This window comes from Achromobacter sp. D10 (assembly GCF_035282245.1).
GTDB classification, from domain to species: domain Bacteria; phylum Pseudomonadota; class Gammaproteobacteria; order Burkholderiales; family Burkholderiaceae_B; genus Achromobacter; species Achromobacter insolitus.
In genome coordinates this window covers 539718-560742 of record NZ_JAYJLE010000002.1, presented here as the reverse complement: position 1 = coordinate 560742, position 21025 = coordinate 539718, and the positions used below count along the sequence as shown (strand labels likewise).

At 66.1% G+C, this 21025-nt stretch carries 14 protein-coding genes; 4 read left to right on the top strand and 10 right to left on the bottom strand.

What is annotated here, in order from left to right; genetic code table 11:
- Nucleotides 1–49: 49 nt before the first annotated feature.
- The 4 genes from VCS63_RS09420 to axyZ form a co-directional block, all read right to left on the bottom strand.
- On the bottom strand, nucleotides 50–1849 hold the full coding sequence (locus VCS63_RS09420) for a gamma-glutamyltransferase family protein (RefSeq protein ID WP_175199282.1): 1800 nt from the start codon (nucleotides 1847–1849) through the stop codon (nucleotides 50–52).
- A 141-nt stretch (nucleotides 1850–1990) separates the two neighbouring features.
- The gene (locus VCS63_RS09415; RefSeq protein WP_323879434.1) at nucleotides 1991–3493 is read right to left on the bottom strand and encodes an ABC transporter substrate-binding protein; all 1503 of its coding nucleotides are present in this window, start codon (nucleotides 3491–3493) and stop codon (nucleotides 1991–1993) included.
- Nucleotides 3494–3705: 212 nt separating this feature from the next.
- The gene (locus VCS63_RS09410) at nucleotides 3706–4602 is read right to left on the bottom strand and encodes a LysR family transcriptional regulator (protein ID WP_063642050.1); all 897 of its coding nucleotides are present in this window, start codon (nucleotides 4600–4602) and stop codon (nucleotides 3706–3708) included.
- Nucleotides 4603–4648: 46 nt separating this feature from the next.
- Complete coding sequence (gene axyZ / locus VCS63_RS09405; protein WP_042796769.1) at nucleotides 4649–5287, bottom strand: multidrug efflux transcriptional repressor AxyZ; 639 nt, start codon at nucleotides 5285–5287, stop codon at nucleotides 4649–4651.
- Nucleotides 5288–5514: 227 nt separating this feature from the next.
- Here axyZ and VCS63_RS09400 point away from each other — a divergent pair, with 227 nt between their 5' ends.
- Genes VCS63_RS09400 through oprZ form a run of 3 tightly spaced genes read left to right on the top strand, consistent with a single transcriptional unit; the run spans nucleotide 5515 to nucleotide 11249 of the window.
- Complete coding sequence (locus VCS63_RS09400) at nucleotides 5515–6726, top strand: MexX/AxyX family multidrug efflux RND transporter periplasmic adaptor subunit (RefSeq protein WP_323879431.1); 1212 nt, start codon at nucleotides 5515–5517, stop codon at nucleotides 6724–6726.
- A 6-nt stretch (nucleotides 6727–6732) separates the two neighbouring features.
- Complete coding sequence (locus tag VCS63_RS09395; protein ID WP_112966504.1) at nucleotides 6733–9870, top strand: multidrug efflux RND transporter permease subunit; 3138 nt, start codon at nucleotides 6733–6735, stop codon at nucleotides 9868–9870.
- Nucleotides 9867–11249 (top strand): multidrug efflux RND transporter outer membrane subunit OprZ, encoded by a 1383-nt coding sequence (gene oprZ / locus VCS63_RS09390; protein WP_175199283.1) that lies wholly within the window; start codon nucleotides 9867–9869, stop codon nucleotides 11247–11249. Before VCS63_RS09395 ends, oprZ begins: the two co-directional genes overlap by 4 nt.
- Before the next feature lie 4 nt (nucleotides 11250–11253).
- On the opposite strand, the gene VCS63_RS09385 is transcribed toward oprZ, so the two are convergent.
- The 5 genes from VCS63_RS09385 to VCS63_RS09365 all read right to left on the bottom strand — a co-directional run bounded on the left by VCS63_RS09385 (nucleotide 11254) and on the right by VCS63_RS09365 (nucleotide 19827).
- Nucleotides 11254–11910 carry a helix-turn-helix transcriptional regulator gene (locus VCS63_RS09385; RefSeq protein WP_042796766.1) on the bottom strand — a complete coding sequence of 219 codons (657 nt, stop codon included), beginning with the start codon at nucleotides 11908–11910 and terminating at the stop codon, nucleotides 11254–11256.
- A gap of 53 nt (nucleotides 11911–11963) precedes the next feature.
- Nucleotides 11964–13409 (bottom strand): efflux transporter outer membrane subunit, encoded by a 1446-nt coding sequence (locus VCS63_RS09380; RefSeq protein ID WP_175199285.1) that lies wholly within the window; start codon nucleotides 13407–13409, stop codon nucleotides 11964–11966.
- A gap of 15 nt (nucleotides 13410–13424) precedes the next feature.
- A complete protein-coding gene (locus VCS63_RS09375) occupies nucleotides 13425–16529 on the bottom strand; it encodes a MexW/MexI family multidrug efflux RND transporter permease subunit (protein WP_280134615.1) in 3105 nt (1034 codons plus the stop codon).
- 16 nt (nucleotides 16530–16545) lie between these two features.
- A complete protein-coding gene (locus VCS63_RS09370; RefSeq protein ID WP_323879427.1) occupies nucleotides 16546–17679 on the bottom strand; it encodes an efflux RND transporter periplasmic adaptor subunit in 1134 nt (377 codons plus the stop codon).
- 177 nt (nucleotides 17680–17856) lie between these two features.
- Nucleotides 17857–19827, bottom strand: coding sequence for a BCCT family transporter (locus VCS63_RS09365; RefSeq protein WP_042796764.1), 1971 nt, complete (start codon nucleotides 19825–19827; stop codon nucleotides 17857–17859).
- Nucleotides 19828–19972: 145 nt separating this feature from the next.
- On the opposite strand from VCS63_RS09365, the gene VCS63_RS09360 reads away from it, so the two are divergent.
- A complete protein-coding gene (locus VCS63_RS09360) occupies nucleotides 19973–20353 on the top strand; it encodes a VOC family protein (RefSeq protein WP_042796763.1) in 381 nt (126 codons plus the stop codon).
- Between the two features lie 18 nt (nucleotides 20354–20371).
- Here VCS63_RS09360 and VCS63_RS09355 read toward each other — a convergent pair whose 3' ends face one another.
- Nucleotides 20372–20995 carry a TetR/AcrR family transcriptional regulator gene (locus tag VCS63_RS09355; RefSeq protein ID WP_063642057.1) on the bottom strand — a complete coding sequence of 208 codons (624 nt, stop codon included), beginning with the start codon at nucleotides 20993–20995 and terminating at the stop codon, nucleotides 20372–20374.
- Between the last annotated feature and the right edge of the window lie 30 nt (nucleotides 20996–21025).

Here is a 21025-nt window from a genome sequence, read left to right as displayed (position 1 = left end):
CGCAACAAGGCCGGCGGCGGGCGGCGCCAGGCGCGCCCGCCGCCGCCGTTCAGCGGCCGATGGCGTAGGCCTGCATCAGGCGCGGCGTAGCCGCCGCGTGCAGCAGGCCGTCGGGGTCGCGCGAGGCCGCAGTCAGGCGGCCCACCGACCATTCGGGGACTTCCTCGATCTGGTGCCCGCGCTGGCGCAACGCCTCGATGACCTCGGGACCGAAGCTCGCCTCCACGGCCAGATGCCCCGGCTTGCGGTCCCGCGGATAGAAGGACGTCGGGAAATGCATGGTGTGGGACATGGGCAGGTCGATCGCTTCCTGCAGATTCAGTCCATGGTGCACGTGCCGCAGGAAGAACAGCAACTGCCATTGCTCCTGCTGGTCGCCGCCAGGCGTGCCAAATGCCAGGTAGGGCTTGCCATCACGCAGCGCCAGCGATGGCGTCAAGGTGGTGCGCGGACGCTTGCCCGGCGCCAGCGTGCCTGGCAGCCCCTCTTCCAGCCAGAACATCTGCGCGCGGGTGTTCAGGCCGAAGCCCAGTTCGGGAATCACCGGCGAGGACTGGAACCATCCGCCCGAAGGCGTGGCCGAGATCATGTTGCCCCAGCGGTCGATGACGTCCACGTGGGTGGTGTCGCCGCGCTTGGCCGAGGCGCGCATGTCAGCCAGCGTGGGCTCATTGGTGGCGCTGCCGGGCGCGGAGACCTTGGACAGGCGTTCCAGCGTGTCCATGACGCGTTTGACCTGCGCCTCGAAACCCGGCACCTGCCCGGGCAGGAGGTCTTGGGAGGCCGACTCGCCGATGAGCGCGCGGCGTTCGGCGTTGTAGGCGTCGGACAGCAGGTGATCCAGCGGCACATCGACGAAAGCCGGATCGCCGTAATAGGCTTCGCGGTCGGCGAAGGCCAGCTTCATGGCCTCGGTAACGCGGTGCACGAACTCGGCGCTGGTCGGGCTGACGCCGGCCAGGTCCATTTCCCTGAGCAGCGCCAGCGTCTGCAGGAAAACGGGCCCCTGGCTCCAGGCTCCCGCCTTGGCCACGGTGTAGCCGTGATAGTCGTAGGTGACCGGTTTGTCGTAGCTGGCCGACCAGCCCGCCAGGTCGTCGGCGGTGATGACGCCCCGGTGGGTGGTACCGCTTTCGTCCATGACGTCGGTACCGCGCGCGTATCGGTCGATCTCCTCGGCCACGAAGCCGCGGTAGAACGCATCGCGCGCGGCCTCGATCTGGCGCTCGCGGTCGGCGCCGGCGCTTTCGGCCTGCTGCAGCACGCGGGTCCAGGTGCGGGCCAGCGCCGGGTTGCGGAACAGCTTGCGGGCCTCCGGCACCTTGCCGCCGGGTACATATACCTGCGCCGTCGTGGGCCAATGGGTCTGGAAGAAATCCTTCAGGCCCGCGATGGTATTGGAGATGCGCGGCATCAGCGCATGGCCATGCTCCGCGTAATAGATGGCGGGCTCCAGGACGTCGCGCACGCGCATGCTGCCATGGTCGCGCAACAGCAGCATCCAGGCATCGAAAGCGCCTGGAATGACGGTGGCCAGCAGGCCGTTGCCGGGGATGAGCTTGAGTCCTTCAGCGCGGTAGCGCTCCAGCGTGGCGCCCGCGGGCGTGGTGCCCTGGCCGCACAGCACCTCGACGCGGCCAGTGCGCGCCGAATAGAACACCGCGGGCACTTCGCCCGCGGGGCCCACCAGATGGGGCTCGACCACCTGCAGCACGAAGGCCGAGGCAACGCAGGCGTCAAAGGCGTTGCCGCCGCGCTCCAGCAGCGACATGCCGGCCGCGCTGGCCAGCCAATGGGTGGAGGTCACGACGCCGAAGGTGCCGAGAATTTCAGGACGGGTAGTGAACATGGCTCACCCCCTGCCCGCTACGTAGGTACTGTTGTTCAATTGCGCACGCAGTGCGCTGGATGGCATGTCCACGTTCTATCTCACAAAAGGTGTCGGACATCAGGAAGGACCGTTAAAGAGACACCGTCCCTCCTGACCGATTTACTTCTTGGCGACGCTTACGCCCTTCAGGCGGATCAGGCCGTCGGGGTAAGGCACGAAGCCTTCGATCTTCTTCTGCACGCCAAAGGTCCACGGCAGATAGAACAGGTAGATGATGGGACGCTGTTCCTGCATCGTCGCCAGCACCTGGTCGTACATGGCGCGACGCTTGGCGTTGTCGGATTCCGCGCGCGCGTCATTGAGCAGCTTGTCCACGCCGGCATCGCAGAACTTGCCGTCGTTCAAGTTGCCCTTGCAGCTCACGTACTGATGGATATTGCCGCTGGGATCGACACGGCCCGACCAGCCGCTCTGCCCGACTTCGAAATCGCCGCGCGCAAGCGAGGACTGCAGGGAGGCAAACTCCACCGGACGCAGGGTGATGTCGAAACCCGCTTCGGCGCCCATGGCCTGCACCAGTTCGAATACCTGCTGCATGGTGGTGTTGTTGCCAAAGGTGATTTCGAATTTGACGCGGTCAAAGCCCGCTTCCTTCAGCAAGGCCTGCGCCTTCTTTGGATCGCGCCCCTTGTGTTCGAAGGCGGTGTTGTAGGCGAAGCTGGCGGGCGGGAACGGCTGATAGGCCGGCTGGAACATGCCTTCGCCGATCACCTGGTTGAGCACGTCGCGGTCGATCGCGAGATCCAGCGCCTGGCGCACGCGCTTGTCCTTGGCCAGGGGATTGTTGGCGCGCGCGCCATTGCCCTGGTTCACGGAAATGGACTGGAAGCCCAGCCCGGTCACCGGAGCCAGCGCCAGGTTCTTGTCGTCCTTGACAGCCTTGGCATCGCTGGGCGCCACGCGCTCGATGATGTCCAGGTCGCCCGCGCGCAGGTTGTTCAGGCGCACGGTATTGTCGGGAATCGGGGTATAGACCAGGCGGTCGAAATGATAGTTGGCCGCATCCCAGTATTTGGGAAATTTTTCGAGCACGATGCGATCATTCTGCACGCGCTCCTTGAACTGATACGGACCCGAGCACACCGGCTTGCCGCCAGGATCCTTGTCGAAGCTGGCAGGCGACATCATCATCCCGGCACGGTCCGACAGCTGCGAAAGCAGCGAAGCGTCCGGTTCGGACAGGTTCAACACCACGGTGGAGGCGTCCGGCGCCTCGACGCTGGCGACCGTGGCCAGCTCGCTCTTGCGGTTGCTGTCGGGCAAGGTGCGCGCGCGATCCAGGTTGGCCTTGACGGCCGCGGCGTCAACCGGTGTGCCGTCATGGAACACGGCGTCGGTACGCAGCTTGAACGTCAGCACTTTGTGGTCGGGGCTGATCGTCCAGGATTGCGCCAGCTGCGGCACGATCTTCAGGTCCGGCGTGATCTCGACCAGCTTGTCGCACAGGGAGGCGAAGACGATGCGGCCCACGAACGTGCGCGCGCGCACCGGGTCCAGCACATCGGGGTCGTCCTGCAGGCCGATACGCAAGGTGGATTGGGCTTGCGCCAATCCGCTGGCCAGCATTCCCGCCATGGCCATGGCGAGGCAAAGTTTACGCATGAAAGATCTCCGTCGGTTCAGGTCGGCCTGGTTCCCCGCGCGGACGCGCCGCCTGGCATGGAGGAACAGACCCGAGCCGTGCTGCATCGCCGGGTCCATCCCCCGCTGCGCACGTTCTTGTTGGATTCTGCGCCAAGCGCGCGGCGATTGTATAGAGCGGTGGCTGTCGAACGCCTAAATACCCGCCGGGCGGCCGCCTTGCGGACGCGCTGTCAGGGAATGCGGCAAGGCGCGGCGAAATCCACGGCGGCCTGGACCTCGACGCGCAGCTTGCCCACCAGCGGCCGGGCATCGTCGCGCCGGTACTGGAAGGCATAGGGCAAGGCCGCCAGGGGCGGATCCCCCTCCAGCACGCGCAAACTTCCTTCGGCCTGCAGCGCGCTGGCCCAATGGCTGGGGAGCAGGCCGACACCGGTGCCTTCAATGAGGAGGCCGACCACCGCCCCCCAGTTGTTGCAGCAGAGGCGTTCGCCGCCGGCCTCGCGGCCCGCCAGCCAGTCGTCGATGATGCGCGTAGTGCCGGCGCCCGCCGGTAGCGTAACCAGCGGCAGGCGTTCGAGTAGCGCCGGTGTCATGTGCGTGGCGCCGTCGAGCACCGCCGGGGCGGCCACCCAGGAAAAGTGGGCCTGGCCGATGGAGGTGGAGGCGATGTTGGGCCGCGAGGAACGGCCCGCAATCACGGCGAAGTCCAGTTCGCCATCCGCCACGCGCTGCTCCAGCACCTGGCCGATGTCCACATAGGGCTCCAGCACCAGGTCCGGATAGGCGGCGCGCACGCCTCGAATCAGCCGCGGCAGCCAGGTGAGCGCGGTGAGCTCGCCCACCCCGAAGCGGCAGCGGCCGCTGAGCCCCGCGCTCTGCGCCAGCGAGGCGCGGATCTGTTCCGCCGAAGCGAGCAGGTCGCGTGCCTGCGGCAGCAGGCGTTGGCCCACGTCCGTCAGCACCGCCTTGTGGCCGCTACGGTCGAAGAGGGACTGGCCCAGGCCTTCCTCGAGCTCGGTGATGCGCTTGGACAGCGACGACACCGACAGGTGCAGGCGCTCGGCCGCCACGGCGAAACTTGCGCAGGTGGCGGCCCAGTAGAAGGCTTCGAGTTGCTTGAGGGTCATGCCTGGATTGTATGAGGCGTCCGGCTCCCGGCCGACCCTGGGAAAATCAGGCGGCTTTCGGCGTCAACAGGTGCGCGGAAAACCGGAGGGTGTCGATGGCAGCGCGGAGCATGCGCTCGACGCGCGGCCACATATCGCCCTTGAGGCGATCGGACCAGCAGATGCTGTCAAACACCCCGTCGACCAGGGCGTGCAGATAGAGATTGGACAGGCGCACATCCAGTGCGCGCGGCAGGTCTTCGCGCTTGACCGCGGCACGCAGCAGTTTTTCGGAGGTACGCAGGGCATGGCGCTCCCACAGGTCGCGGCGGCGCAGAAGCGGCGCATTCTCATCGCTGTGTTCGCATTTCAGGTACAGGATCTCCAGCACGCGCTGCACGGATCCTTCCTGTGCATAGATCTGGATGTATTGCCGCATGGAGGTATAGAGCGATTCCAGCGCCTCGCCCTCCGTCGACACCTGGGTGAGCGGAGCGGCTTCGCCGAGCGCGCGGTCGCACATGGCGATACAGACGTCGATCTTGTTCTTGTAATGGCCGTAGACGGCGCCCCGGGATACGCCCGCGTGGTCGGCAATGTCGCTCATCGTGGTACCGGCCACTCCTTTGGACAGGAACACGCGCTCCGCCGCATCCAGGATGCGGTCGCGGGTGCGTTGGGACTCTTCTTTCGTCTTGCGGGCCATGCTGGGGACCTCCTTCTTAAAAAAACGGGCTGCAAAAAAACGGCGGCTCCGAACCGAGAAGCCGCCTTCTTCGACACTGTGAATAAGTGTGAAGCGGGGAGCATACTTCTGAACAAAATAATTAATCAAGCATGACGGATTAAATGATAGACTCGCTTCCCCACGCGGGAAAGTCGGCGCCTTTCCCCACATAAGCCCCAGCGCGGGCCCATCACGACACTATAAAAATGAAGCAAAGAGTCCCTCTACGCACGTTCGTCCTATCTGCCGTATTAATTCTTATTACTGGTTGCTCGAAACCGGAAACCCAACCAGCCGCCGACGCCCCGGCGGAGATCGGCGTCATCATCGCGGCGGCCACGCCCACCAGCGTCGCCACCGAGCTGCCGGGCCGGCTTGAGCCCTATCGCGAGGCCGAAGTGCGCGCGCGCGTGGCCGGCATCGTCACGGCACGCCTGTACGAGGAAGGACAGGACGTGGCGCGCGGCGCAGCCCTGTTCCAGATCGATCCCGCGCCCCTGCAGGCCGCGTACGATTCCGAGGCCGCGAACCTGGCGCGCGCCCAAGCGAACCTGTCCGCCGCCGCCGACAAGCTGCGGCGCTACGCCGACCTGGTGTCGGACCGCGCCATCAGTGAGCGCGACCACGCCGAAAGCGTCGCGCAGGAACGCCAGGCTCGCGCCGAAGTCGCCCTGGCCCGCGCCAACCTGCAAAGCGCAAAGCTGAAGCTGGACTATGCGCGCGTTACCTCGCCCATCGACGGCCGGGCACGGCGCGCCCTGGTCACCGAAGGCGCCCTGGTGGGCGAAGGGCAGGCCACGCCGCTGACGGTGGTGCAGCAGATCGATCCCATTTACGTGAACTTCGCGCAGCCCGCCGCCGAGGTGATGCAACTGCAGAAGCAGATCCGCGCGGGGGCCCTGGAAGGCGTGGCGCCCGACCAGGTACAGGTACGGCTGCTGCTGCCCGACGGCAGTGAATATGGTCGCGGCGGCACGCTGTCCTTCGCCGACCTGGCGGTGGATCCAGGCACGGACAACGTGACGATGCGAGCGTTGTTCGAAAACCCGGGCCGCGACCTGCTGCCCGGCATGTACGTGCGGGTGCGGCTGGAGCAGGCGATCAACCGCGACACCTACCTGGTGCCGCGCAACGCTCTGCTGCGCAATGCCGACGGCGCGCACGTGCTGGCCGCCGGCCACGACGGCGAGCTGAAGAAGATCGCCGTCACCGCCGAGCGGCTGCAAGGCCCGAACTGGGTCGTCACGCAAGGACTCACGGGCGGCGAACGCATCGTCGTCGAGAACGCCGCGCACCTGGCGGCGGGGCAGAAAATCAAACCGGTGGAACGGGCGGCGCCCAGCGCGCAACCCCTGGCCCACGGGAACCCGGAAGGCGGCAGCCAGGCAAGGACGCCCGCTCCCGGCCAAAAAGGATAAACCGCAATGGCGCGTTTTTTTATCGATCGCCCCGTCTTCGCGTGGGTGATTTCCCTGCTCATCGTGCTGGTCGGCCTTCTGTCGATCCGCGCGCTGCCGGTGGCGCAGTATCCCGATATCGCTCCGCCGGTGGTCAACGTGGGCGCCAGCTATCCCGGCGCCTCGGCCAAGGTGGTCGAGGAAGCCGTCACCGCCATCATCGAACGCGAGATGAACGGCGCTCCCGGGCTGATGTACACCTCGTCCAGCAGCGACTCGACGGGCTGGGCCAGCATCAACCTGACCTTCAAGCAAGGCACCAATCCGGACCTGGCTGCGGTGGAAGTGCAGAACCGCCTGAAAGCGGTGGAGCCGCGCCTGCCGGAATCGGTGCGCCGCGACGGCGTGCGCGTGGAGAAGGCGGCCGACAACATCCAGCTGGTCGTATCGCTGAAGTCGGACGGCAGCCTGGACGACATCCAGCTGGGAGAGCTGGCCGCCTCCAATGTGCTGCAGGCGCTGCGCCGCGTGGAAGGCGTGGGCAAGGTGCAATCCTTCGGGGCGGAAGCTGCCATGCGCATCTGGCCCGATCCGGCCAAGCTGACTGCCATGTCCCTGACCCCGGGCGACATCGTCTCGGCGCTACGCAGCCACAACGCGCGGGTGACCATCGGCGAACTGGGCAACCAGGCGGTGCCGAAAGACGCGCCGCTGAACGCCAGCATCGTCGCGGGCGAATCCCTGCGCACGCCCGAGCAGTTCGGCAACATCCCGCTGCGCGCGCAGCCGGATGGCGCCACCTTGCGCCTGAAGGACGTGGCGCGGGTCGAGCTGGGCGGCACCGACTACATGTACCTGTCGCGCGTAAACGGCATGACCGGCACCGGCCTGGGGATCAAGCTGGCGCCGGGCTCGAACGCGGTGGACACCACCAAGCGCATCCGCGCCACCATGCAGGAACTGGCCCAGTACTTCCCGCCGGGCGTTACATGGGACATTCCCTATGAGACCTCCACCTTCGTCGAGATCTCGATCAAGAAGGTGCTGATGACCCTGCTCGAAGCCGTGGCGCTGGTTTTCTGCGTGATGTACCTGTTCATGCAGAACCTGCGCGCCACGCTGATCCCCACGCTGGTCGTGCCGGTGGCGCTCCTGGGCACCTTGGGCGTGATGCTGGGGCTGGGCTATTCCATTAACGTTTTGACGATGTTCGGCATGGTGCTGGCCATCGGCATCCTGGTGGACGACGCCATCGTGGTGGTGGAAAACGTCGAACGCATCATGGCGGAGGAAGGCCTGCCGCCACGCGAAGCCACGGTGAAAGCCATGGGCCAGATCAGCGGCGCCATCGTGGGCATCACGGTGGTGCTGGTGTCGGTGTTCGTGCCCATGGCCTTCTTCGACGGCGCGGTGGGCAATATTTACCGTCAGTTCGCCGTGACGCTCGCCGTGTCGATCGCTTTTTCGGCCTTCCTGGCGTTGTCGCTGACGCCGGCGCTGTGCGCCAGCCTCCTCAAGCCCATCGCCGCGGGCCACCACGAGAAGCGCGGTTTCTTCGGCTGGTTCAACCGGGCGTTCGCGCGCCTGACCGCGCGCTATACCGCGCGGGTCTCGGGCGTGCTCGCCCGCCCCGTGCGATTCGGCCTGGCTTATCTGGCGGTCATCGCCGCCGTAGCGCTGCTGTTCGCGCGGCTGCCCTCCTCCTTCCTGCCGGACGAAGACCAGGGCAGCTTCATGGCCATGGTCATCCTGCCGCAGGGATCGCCGCAAGCCGAAACCATGGCGATGGTGAAGGAAGTCGAGCGCTACATGATGGAGAAAGAACCCGTCGAATACGTGTATTCGGTCAATGGCTTCAGCAACTACGGCAGCGGGCCCAACTCGGCAATGTTCTTTGTCACGCTGAAGGATTGGAAGGAGCGCCGAGGCGCTGGCCAGCATGTAAACGCCGTGGTGGAACGCATCAATGCCGCCTTCGCCGACCGCAAGAACGTCATGGTGCACGCGCTGAACTCGCCGCCGCTGCCGGACCTGGGCTCGACCTCGGGATTCGACTTCCGCCTGCAGGACCGCGGCGGATTGGGCTACGAGGCACTGACCCAGGCCCGCCAGCAGCTGCTGACGGCCGCGTCCCGCCATCCCGCGCTCGCGGAGGTCGTCTTCGCGGGCCAGGAAGATGCGCCGCAACTGGAGCTGCGAGTGGACCGCGACAAGGCCCAGGCCATGGGCGTATCGGTGGACGAGATCAACACGGCGCTGGCGGTGATGTACGGGTCTGACTACATCGGCGACTTCATGCTCAATGGCCAGGTGCGGCGCGTGACCGTGCAGGCCGACGGCAAGAGCCGTGTCGACATGGAAGACGTCTCCCGCCTGCATGTCCGCAACCTGCAGGGGCAGATGGTGCCGCTCTCCGCCTTTGCCACCCTGAAATGGTCGATGGGGCCGCCGCAGCTCAACCGCTACAACGGCTTCCCCTCGTTCACCATCAACGGGGCGGCGGCGCCCGGACACAGCAGCGGCGAAGCGATGCGCGCCATGGAGACGCTGGCGGCCGAACTGCCGCGCGGCATCGGCTTCGACTGGTCCGGACAGTCTTATGAAGAAAGGCTCTCCGGCAACCAGGCGCCCGTGCTGTTCGCCCTGTCGGTGCTGGTCGTGTTCCTGGCGCTCGCCGCGCTGTACGAAAGCTGGTCCATCCCGCTGGCGGTGATCCTGGTGGTGCCGCTGGGCGTGATCGGCGCGGTGCTGGGCGTGACGCTGCGCGGCATGCCCAACGACATCTACTTCAAGGTGGGCCTCATTGCCACGATCGGCTTGTCGGCCAAGAACGCGATCCTGATCGTGGAAGTCGCCAAGGACCTGGTGCGCGACGGCCAGGGCATCGTGTCCGCCACGCTGGAGGCTGCGCGGCTGCGGCTGCGGCCCATCGTGATGACCTCCCTGGCCTTTGGCGTGGGCGTGCTGCCGCTGGCGCTGGCCACGGGCGCCGCCTCGGGCGCCCAGGCCGCGATCGGCACGGGCGTGCTGGGCGGCATCGTCACCGCCACGGTGCTGGCCATCTTCCTGGTGCCGCTCTTCTTTCTTATCGTGGGCCGCGTGCTGGGCATGCGCGTCCGCCCCTCGCGTCCGGAAGGCCGCGAAACGCTGGAGACCTCGCCATGAAGGCTATGGCAATGACCCTGCTTGCGCTGGCTTTGGCCGGTTGCTCGCTGGCCCCTAAGTACGAACGCCCCGCCGCGCCGGTTCCCGATGCCTACGGCACGCCCGCCCAGGACGGGCAGGCCGCCGTGCCGCAGGATTGGCGCGCCTACTTCAATGACCCTGCGCTGCAGGCCTGGATCGACGCCGCACTGAAGAACAACCGCAATCTGCGAGTGGCGGCGTTGCGTATCCAGGAAGCTCGCGCCTTGTACGGCGTGCAGCAGGCCGACCGCCTGCCCTCCATCGACGGCACGGGTGAATTCAGCCGCGGACGGGCAGCAGAGCCCGGCCAGCCTCGCATGCCGGTGGCGGACCGCTACCGCGCGGCTATTGGCATCGCCGCTTTCGAACTGGATTTCTTCGGCCGCGTAAAAAGCCTGAGCGATGCCGCGCTGTCGCGCTACCTGGCCAGCGAGGAAGCGCACCGCGCGGCTACGCTGTCGCTGGTGTCGGAGACTGCCGCGGCGTACTTCAATCAGCGCTCGCTGGCGGAGCAGTTGCGCCTGACCGAGAGCACGCTGGCGCTCCGCGAAGCCACGCTCAAGCTCACCCAGCGCCGCTACGACGCAGGGCTGGAAACGGCCGTGGGGCTGCGCACCGCGCAGATGCTGGTGGAATCCTCGCGCGCCACGCATGCCGAGCTGAGCCGGGAGTACCGCCAGGCCGTCCACACGCTGGGTTTGCTGGCAGGTGACTTCACGTTGCCACCGGACACCGATGCCGTCACGCTGGAAAGCCAGAGCTTGACACCGCTGGCCGCAGGCCTGCCCTCGGCCCTGTTGATCCGCCGTCCGGACCTGCGCCAGGCCGAGGATACGCTGCGGGCCGCCAATGCCGACATCGGCGCGGCGCGCGCGGCGTTCTTCCCTTCCGTGCAGTTGACGACCGACATCGGCACCACGGCCGGCAGCTTCTCGGACCTGTTCGGGTCGGGCACGGGCACCTGGACTTTCGCCCCCAAGCTGACGCTGCCCATCTTCAATGCCGGCCGCAACAGCGCCAACCTGTCGCTGGCCGAAGCGCGCAAGGACATCGCAATAGCGCAGTACGAAGGCAGCATCCAGCAGGCTTTCCGCGAAGTGGCCGACGCGCTCTCCGCGCGCGATACGCTGCGCGCCCAGATCGACGCCCAGCGCAAGGTGCGCGACGCCGATCGCGACCGCCAGCGCCTGACCGAAAGGCGCTACGAGCGTGGCGTGGCCAGCTATCTGGAAATGCTGGAAGCGCAGCGCAGCCTGTTCGAGTCCGAGCAGGAATTCATCCGGCTGCAGCAGCGGCGGCTGGTCAACGCGGTGGAGCTATACAAGGCGCTGGGCGGCTGGGAGCAACCCGGCACGTGACCCGTCATTGGGCCTTGTCGATGCGGTAGGCGCAGCGGCGCGCCCCTGTGAGTATGTGTTCTTCGCGCCGGACCCGGACGTCGTCGCCGAGAACCTTGTGGAAGAGCTCCAGTTCACTGCGGCAAAAGCCCATACAGGCTTTTGCCGCGGAACAGATCGGGCAATGGTTCTCGATGAAGAGGAAGTCCGGACCGTCCTTGCGCAGCTCGGCCATATAGCCTTCGGCGGACCGGACTTCAACCAGCCGCTCCAGCCGGTCCTTCAGGCTGCGGGCCCCTTGCATCGCCTGCCGATAGCCGTTGAGCATGGCCGCCTCGCGCGCCTGGATCAGCTTTTCGACGCCCTCTTCGCCAAACACCTGGCGGATGGCGCCGATCATCTGCACCGTCATTTCGGCATGCGTATCCGGGAAGCGGCCATGCCCGGCATCCGTCAGGAACCAGATCTGCGTGGGGCGACCCCGGCCCGCGCTATGGCTTTCCGAATCCACCAGCCCCTCCGCGTGCAAGCGGGTCATCTGCTGGCGCACGGCTTCGGCCGTCACGTCCATGGCCCGGGCGATGACGGCGACAGACTGCGGGCCGCGCGTCTTCAGGGTCATGAGGACGCGGTCCGCAGGTTGGTGCTCCCAGACGACGGGATGGGACGGGCTGTCAGACATGGATGTGGATTCTCCGGATATTCGCCTATGGTGCCACGAACCGCGCCGGCCGGTCAGCCGGCGGCCCCAAGCTGATCCGCCGGCGGCGCTTCCCATCCGCCGCCTAGCGCCTTGTACAGCGCGATCAGCCGGGTATAGGACTCGGTTTCGGCCACGGCGACGGCGTCCTGGGCGCGCAAAAGCGTACGCTGCGCGTCCAGCACCGTCAAATACGGGGCGCTGCCTTCGCGGTAGCGCAATTGCGCCAGCTCTGCCGCCCTGCCGCTATGGGCTGCGGCCTGCACCAGGCTGCCCAGGCGCTGCTGCGTCTGGCCGTACTCCGTCAGCGCGGCCTCTAGTTCCTCGACCGCGCGCAGCACGGTCAGTTCGTAGCTGGCAACGGCGCCGTCCGCGCGCGCCACGGCGCCGCGCTTGCGTGCCAGCGCCGTAGGCAGGTGGAATGCCGGCCAGTTGGCATTGGCCGCCACGCTGAACGCGCGGCTGGCCGACGAACCGAAATCCGCGCCGCGCAGAGCGACAAAGCCCAGGAACCCGCCCAGGTCTATACGCGGATACAGCTCCGCGGTCGCCACGCCCACATCCGCATTGGCGGCTGCCATGCCGCGCTCGGCCGCCAGGACATCGGGACGGCGTGACAACAAGGCGCTCACGTCGCCAATCGGCAGGCGGGTTTCCAGGGGTGCCAAGGCCTTGCCGGCATCCAGTTCGCCCAGTTCCACCGGCCGCAGGCCCGCCAGCACCGCGATCCGGTACTGCGCCAGCCGCCGGGCGGCGATCTGCACCGGCACGCTGGCCTGCACGGTCTCCAGTTCGGCGCGCGCACTGGCCAAGTCGCCCTCGTCGCCGCGGCCGGCCGAGACCATGGCCTGGATCACCCGCAAGCTGTCGCGCTGGCTTTCCAGGTTGGCGCGCGCCACCGCCAGGCGTTGCTCCGCGCCCCGCAGCTCGAAGTAGTTGCGCGCGACTTCCGCGGCCACCACGATACGGGTCTGGGCCAGATCCGCGACCTGCGCCTCGCTACGCGCGGCCGCCCCCTCGGCCGCCCGGCGCAAGCGGCCGAATAGGTCCAGCTCCCAAGTGGCATCAAAGCCCGCCCGGTAGCTCTGCGCCAGGTTGCGCTGGCCACTGGCGCCGGCATTGGCCTGGGAAAGACTGCGCTCGTAGCCTCCTCCCAGCGTGACCGTGGGCAACTGGTCCAGTTCCTTTTCGTCCAGCACCGCCCGCGACTCCGCCAGGCGCGCCTGCGCGATGCGGATGTCCAGGTTGCGGGCCAGTGCCAGTTCAATCAACCGGTCCAGCTGCGGGTCCTGCAATTGTTTCCACCAGTCGCGCTGCAGCCGGTCGGTGGAGAACAGCCCCTGCTCCGGGCTGGCAAGCGTCACCGGCGCGGATTCGGGCTTCTGATAATCGGGTCCGACAGCGCAACCGGCCGTGGCCAGCGCGGCCAGCAGCACGGCCGCGCCACGGCGCACGCGTAGGGAAAGTTTTGAGTGCTTCATGATCGGTTCCTTCGGCTAGGCGGCGGTGCCAGGCACGGCGGCGTCCTCGGCCTGGGCCAGCGCCAGTTCCCGTGCGCGCGGCGTATCGTGGGCCGCGCGGTGGTCGCGGGCGAATACGGTATAGACAGTAGGCAGCACGAACAGCGTGAACAACGTGCCCACCAGCAGGCCCACCACGATGACCAGGCCCAGGCTGTAGCGGCTGTGCGCGCCCGCGCCGCTTGCGAACAGCAACGGGATCAGGCCCATGACCATGGCGGCGGTCGTCATCAGAATGGGACGCAGCCGGATGCGCGCGGCCTGCTCCATCGCAGTGCGCCGGTCCAATCCCTGGTTCACCTGCATCTCGTTGGCGAACTCCACCATCAGGATGCCGTGCTTGCTTATCAGGCCGATCAGCGTCACCAGGCCGATCTGCGTATAGATGTTGACGGTTGCCATGCCCAGCGCCAGCGGAATCAGCGCGCCGCAGATCGACATGGGCACGCTCACCAGGATGATGAAAGGATCGCGCAGGCTTTCGTACTGCGCCGCCAGCACCAGATAGATCACGATGATGGCGAAGATGAAGGTGATCATCAGCGCCGAGCCCTCCTGGCTGTACTGGCGCGCATCGGACTGCCAGTCGTAGCTGAAGCCGGCCGGCAACGCCTGCGCCTGGCGCGTCAGGAATTGCACCGCGTCGCCCATGGTGACGCCCGGCATGGGAATGGCCTGGAACGTGGCTGCGTTGAGCTGGTTGAACTGCGTGAGCTTGTTGGGCTCCACGCCCATGGACACGGTTACGATGTTCGACAGCGGCACCTGCGCGCCGCTGGCGCCCTTGACGTAATAGCGCGCCAGCGATTCAGGCGAAATGCGTTGCTCGCGCAGGCTCTGCGGAATCACGTCGTAGGAACGGCCGTCCATGCCGAAGCGGTTGACGTAGTTCTCGCCCACCAGCACGGCCAGCGTATCGCCGATGGCCTTCATGGTGACGCCCAGGCTATTGGCCTTGGCGCGGTCCACCTTCAGCTGCACCACGGGATTGTTGTAGTCCAGGTCGCTGTCGACCACCATGAACAGCCCGCTTTCGCGCGCCGCCTTCTTCAGCTCTTCCATGGCCTCGTAGACGACCGGATAGTCGGACGCGCTCATGATGACCATCTGCACGGGCAGCCCGCCGGTCGATCCTGGCAGGGACGGCAGCTGGAAGGCGAAGATATTGCTGCCTTCCACCTGGTTGGCCATGGCCTGCATGTCGGCCTGGATCTGGTCGGCGGAACGGTGGCGCTTTTCCCAGGGCACGAAGTCCACGCCGCCTATGCTGTTGGACACACCGTCGGAGCCGTTGATCAGCCAACGCCCCTGCTGTTCAGGCAGGGTCTTCATCACGTCGTCCCACTTGTGGCCGAACTTCTCCACGTAGTCGATGTTGGCATGTTGCGGCGACTTGATGGCGGTCAGCACGGTGGACTGGTCCTCGACCGGCGCCAGTTCGCTCTGCGCGGCGTTGTAAAGGAATGGCAGGCTGGCCAGCACTGCCACGGCGACCAGGCCGGTCACCCAGCGATGGTGCAGCGATATGTCCAGAACGCGGCCGTAAGCGTCGCCCAGGCGCCCGAAGAAATGCTCGGCGCGGCGAGCCATCCAGCCTTCGGAAACGCGGTTATCCAACAGGAACGAGCTCATCACGGGCGACAAAGTCAAGGCAATGACGCCCGACACCACCACCGAGCCCGCCAGCGTGAAGGCGAACTCCTTGAAGAGCGTCCCGGTAAGCCCGCCCATCAAGCCGATGGGCGCGTAGACCGCGGCCAGCGTGATCGTCATCGCGATCACCGGCCCCGCCACTTCGCGCGCGCCGATCAGGGCCGCGCGCACCGGCGACTTCCCTTCTTCTATGTGGCGATGCACGTTCTCCACCACGACGATCGCGTCATCCACCACCAGGCCGATGGCCAGCACCATCGCCAACAAGGTCAGCAGGTTCACGCTGAAGCCAAACAGCGCCATGATGGCGGCCCCGCCCAGCATGGACAGGGGAATGGTCAGCACCGGGATCAGCACGGCGCGCAGAGAGCCCAGGCACAGGAAGATCACCACCACCACGATGGCGATGGCCTCGATCAGCGTGCGCACCACGCCGTCGATGGACGCGCTGATGAAACGGGCCAATTCGAACGGCACCTGCACGCTGGTGCCCGGCGGCAGGTTCTGCTTGATGTTGGGCAGCAACTCGTTCAGGCGCTTCACGATCACCAGCGGATTGCCCACCGGCGTGGCGTTCAGCCCGAAGTACACGGCAGGCTCGCCGTCCATCAGGCCGCTGGAATCCGTGGACGCGGCGCCCAGTTCCACAGTGGCCACGTCGCCCAGGCGCACGATCGCATCGCCCTCGCGCTTGACCACCATATCGCGGAATTCCGCGACGTTGACCAGGTCCGTATTGACCTGGATGTTGGAGACGACATACAGGCCCTTGGCCTGCCCTGGCGCCGCCTGCACGTTGTTGTCGCGCAGCGCTTCGGCCAGCTCGCCCGCGGAGATGCCGCGCGCGGCCATCCGGTTCGGGTCCAGCCACACCCGCATGGCCAGCTTCTGTCCTCCGTACAGTTCCACGCTGGCCACGCCATCGATGGACGACAACTGGGGCTGCACCACGCGCGACAGATAGTCAGTCAGGGCAGCGAGAGACAAGGTGCTGCTGGAAAAGCCCACATAGGCGACCGCTGTCGCCTCGCCGGCAGACTTGACGAGCACGGGATCGTAGACGTCTTGCGGCAAGCGATACTTGACCTCGTTGACCTTGGCCATCACCTCGGTCATGGCCTTGTTGGAGTCGGCGTTCAGCTTCATGCGCACCGTGATCACGCTGCGGCCCTGGGTGGACGAGGATGACAGATAGTCGATGCCTTCCACCGTGGCCACCGATTGCGCGATGGGCTGGGTGACGAAGCCTTGCATCAGGTCGGGCGAAGCGCCCGGGTATTGGGTGGTGATCGTGATGGTCGTGCTTTCGGTCAACGGATATTGCCGTACCGGCAGCCCGCTCAGGGCCTTGATGCCCAACAGCAGGATCAGTGTGCTGACCACCAGCGCCAGCACCGGCCGGCGTACGAAGAGATCGGTGAATTTCATGTGCTTCTCCGCGATCTCACCGGATCTGGGCCAAGGTTTGCTTCGCGGCATCCAGCGCCACGGTGTCCTCGGCGCTGACCTCCACCGCCGCGCCGTTGTGCAGGCGCAGTTGGCCCGACGTCACCACCTGATCGCCCGCTTGCAATCCTTCGGTCACGACGACACGGCCGCGTACCCGCTCCGCCGTCTTCACGTAGGCCTGCCGCACGGTCGGCGCGGACGCTTGCTCGCCCGCCTTGGGCGGATTCAGCACGTAGACGGAATCGCCATAAGCGCTATAGCTGACCGCCGTTTCGGGCACGGTGATCACGTCGGGACGCGCGGGCAGGCCGATCTGGCCCTGGGCGTACATACCTGCCGCCAAGGCGCCGTCGGGGTTGGGCAGGGTCGCCTGCACCCGCACGGTACGCGACCCCGCATCCACCTGCGGCTCCACGGTGCTGACGCTGCCTTCGAAGACGCGTCCCGCGTGGGCATCCACCATGACCGCTACCGGTTGCCCAATGCGCAGCGTGCCCATGGCCTGTTCGGGCAGGATGATGTTTGCGTACATGGAGGAAGCGTCGGTCAGCGACACCAGCGGATCGCCGGCGCGGGCGAATTGGCCCAGATTCACGCGCCGCACGCCCAGCACGCCGTCAAACGGCGCCTTGACGCGCTTTTGTTCGATCAATGCCTGCACCCGCTTGATGTCGCCCGCAGCCTGGTCGTAGTCGGCCTGGGCCTGGTCCAGCTGTTCACGCGTGGCGGCCTGCTGCGGCAACAGGCGACGCGTGCGGTCCAGCAAGGCGCGCGCGTTGCGCGCCTGCGCCTGCAGGCGCGCCAACTCGCCTTGCTCGGGGGCATCGTTCAACTGCACCAGCAACTGGCCGGCCTTGACCTGCGCGCCAGACGCGAACAGGATCCGATCGACCCGGCCGTCCACTTCGGCCGCCACCTGCACCTGGCGCGCCGCTTCCAGCGAGCCGATGCCGCTCAGGGTCACGGGGAAGTCCGCCAGGCGGGCCGTGGCCACCGCGACTTTGGCAGGCGCCATGGCCCAGCCGCCCTTCTGCTGCGCGCCCCCGTACTTCCAGTACAGCCCGCCGCCCACCAGCGCTACCGCCAGCGCCAAGGCCCCCGCGGCCCACGCTCCTGAATTCGCCTTCATGATTGACTCGCTATTTATCAAAGAATGTTCTTGGATAATCCACGATATCGGGCATTTCGTCAAAAGGGTTAATCCAATCCCTGGCATAGCGGCGAACTATGACCCGCAAGCCCCTGCAACGCGTATGGGCAAAAAAAAACCGCCAGCGAGCTGGCGGTGTCATGGGGCGCGGCGCGGTCAGGTCCGCACCATATGCAGGTAATGGCGGTGGCGCTCGTATTGGTCCAGGATGTCGCCGATCACGGCATCGCGGCTCCAGCCCATGATGTCGTAGTCTTGCCCGCCTTCCCGCAGGTGGACCTCGGCGCGGAAGTACTTGCGTTCATCCTCGTCCGCCGCTTCCTCGGGGGTGAGGCTGGGACGCACGAAGGCTTCCGGCTGCACGGCATAGGAAAAATCCAGATGCTCGCCATGCGAAACCTCCATGATCACGCCTTCGTCGTTGCCGTGTTCGCGCACGTCCACTTGATAGCCCTGCTTGCGCAATTCGTCCGCCACGTCTTCGAGCGCGGGGCGCACCACGTCTCCGATGAAGCGCTGCACATGGGCGCGGCGCGGCATCATGACCATGTTGCGCAAGCGCCGCTCCCAGGACTGCCCGCCACGCGCGGGACGCGACAACGTCAGCGACTGGTAGCGGATGCCACGCTTGGTCGCGTCCAGCTTCAGCGCCTTGAAGAGGCCCCACAGGGACAGCAGAAGGATGATGGAGAATGGCAGCGCGCTGGCGATGGTGGCGGTCTGCAAGGCGGTCAGGCCGTCGGCCAGCAGCAGCGCGATCGCCACCGCGCCCATCAGCACCGACCAGAAGATGCGTTGCCACACGGGCGTGCGATCCGAGCCGCCGGACGCCAGCAGGTCGACCACCAGCGCGCCCGAGTCGGCCGAGGTGACGAAGAACACCGCCACCATCGCGATGGCGACGACGGACAACACCCCGCTCCAGGGCAATTGCTCAAGAAAGGCGAACAGCGCCAAGGAAGAATCGGCCTGCACCACTTCGGCCAGGCCCTGCACCTTGTCGACCAGGATCATGTGAATGGCGGTATCGCCGAACACCGTCATCCAGAACAAGGTGAAGCCGGCCGGCACCAGCAGCACCCCGGTGACGAATTCGCGAATGGTGCGGCCGCGCGAGATGCGCGCGATGAACAGGCCGACGAAGGGCGACCACGCGATCCACCAGCCCCAGTAAAACAAGGTCCAGCCACCGATCCAGTCGGTAGGTTCGTAGGCGTACAGGTTGAAGGTCTTGTTGACGATGTCCGACAGGTAGGCGCCGGTGTTCTGCACGAAGGTCTGGAACAGGAACACCGTGGGGCCGACCACCAGCACGAACAGCAGCAGCACCGCGGCCAGCACCAGATTGGTCTCCGACAGGATGCGGATGCCCTTGTCCAGGCCGCTGGCCACCGACAGGGTCGCCAGGCCGCAAGTCACGATGACCAGGATAATTTGCGTGGTCACGCCCACCGGCGTGCCGAACAGGTGGTTCAAACCGCTGTTGATCTGCGCCACGCCCAGGCCCAGGGAAGTGGCCACACCCAGAACCGTGCCGATAATGGCGAAGATGTCCACCGCATGTCCGATGGGACCGTGGATGCGGTTGCCGATCAAGGGATACAGCGCCGAGCGCAAGGTCAGCGGCAAACCGTGCCGGTAACTGAAAAATGCCAGGATCAGCGCCACCACTGCGTAGATGGCCCAGGCGTGCAGCCCCCAATGGAAGAACGTGATCTTCATCGCTTCGCGGGCTGCGACGGCCGTGCCTCCTTCGCCCACGGGCGGCGATATGAAGTGCATCACGGGCTCGGCCACGCCGAAGAACATCAGGCCGATACCCATGCCTGCCGAGAACAGCATCGCGAACCAGGTGAAGTTGCGGTAGTCGGGTTCGCTGTGGTCCGGCCCGAGCTTGATGTCGCCGTAGCGGCTGACCGCCAGGAACACCACCGCGATCAGAATGATGGCTACGACCAGGATGTAGAACCAACTGGCGTTGCCCAATATCCAGCCCTGCACGGATTCAAACAGGCTTTGCGCCGCCTTGGGCGCCAGGATGGCGAATCCGACCAGCAGCAGCGTGAACACGGCCGCGGGAAAGAACACGGGGCGATTGATGGTGGATGATCGGGTTTCTGAAGTCATGCAGCAGCTCCTTTCGCCCGAGGGTTGGAAAATCCAGCGAGCGCCCCCCTCAGTCCGGCCGCGCGCCGCAAGTATTACTATCACGGCGCAAGGCCGTCTGACAATCTGAAACCTCAAACCGGGCCGGCCTCAGGAGAGATATCCCATGATCGATCACCTGGACCATCTGGTCCTGACCTGCACCGACCCCGACGCCACGGTGGACTTCTACACCCGGATCCTGGGCATGCGCCTGGAAACCTTTGGCGAAGGCCGCCAGGCGCTGCGCTTTGGCAACCAGAAGATTAATCTGCACGTCCGTGGCCGCGAGTTCGAACCCAAGGCCCACCTGCCCGTGCCGGGCGCGCTGGACCTGTGCTTCATTGCCGACAGGCCGCTGGACGAGGTGATCGCCCAGCTTGCCCGCGAGGGCGCCCAGATCATCGAAGGCCCGGTGCCGCGCACTGGCGCCACCGGCAAGATCCGCTCGGTCTACCTGCGCGACCCGGACCTGAACCTCATCGAAATCTCGGAACTGCTGGCCTGAGGCTGCCGTCCGGCCACGCTACTGCGGGCTGGATTCGCCAAAGACCACGCTGCGGAAGAAACCGGCCAGCACGGCCTCGGTCATTTCGGGCGTGACGGCCTGCGGGTCGAAGGCATAGCTGAACTGCATGCCATCCGACAGGGCCAGCAGGCCCAGCGCCAGCTGTTCCGGCGGCATGCGTAGCGGCGTACCGACGCGTGCCGAGAACTGGCGGATGTATTCCGTGGTGGCTTCGCGCAGTTCCCGCATACAGGCGGTGAAACCCACCCGGAAATCGGGATCGCGGGCCGCCTGGAGCTTGGCTTCCATCCACAACAGGAAGCAGTCGTTCTCGCGGTAGTGCGTGGAGTAGTACTCCAGCACGCGGGCTTCCATCTGCGGACGCGATTCGCCGTCCTCGAAAATGGCGCGCATGTCGCTCATCACGCTTTCGTGATCGCGCCTGAGCAACTGCAGGAAGAGTTCGGACTTGCTGGTGAAGTTGGAATAGAAGGCCCCACGCGTATACCCAGCCTGCTCGGCGATGTCCTCCACGCTGGTGGCCACAAACCCCTTGGCAAGAAAAATCGATTGCGCAGCGTCGAGCAGACGCTGACGCGTCTGATCACGGCTCTGCTCTCGCGTAAGGCGGACTTTTGACATGGCGGGAGTTTAGCACTGGCGGCCATTTCA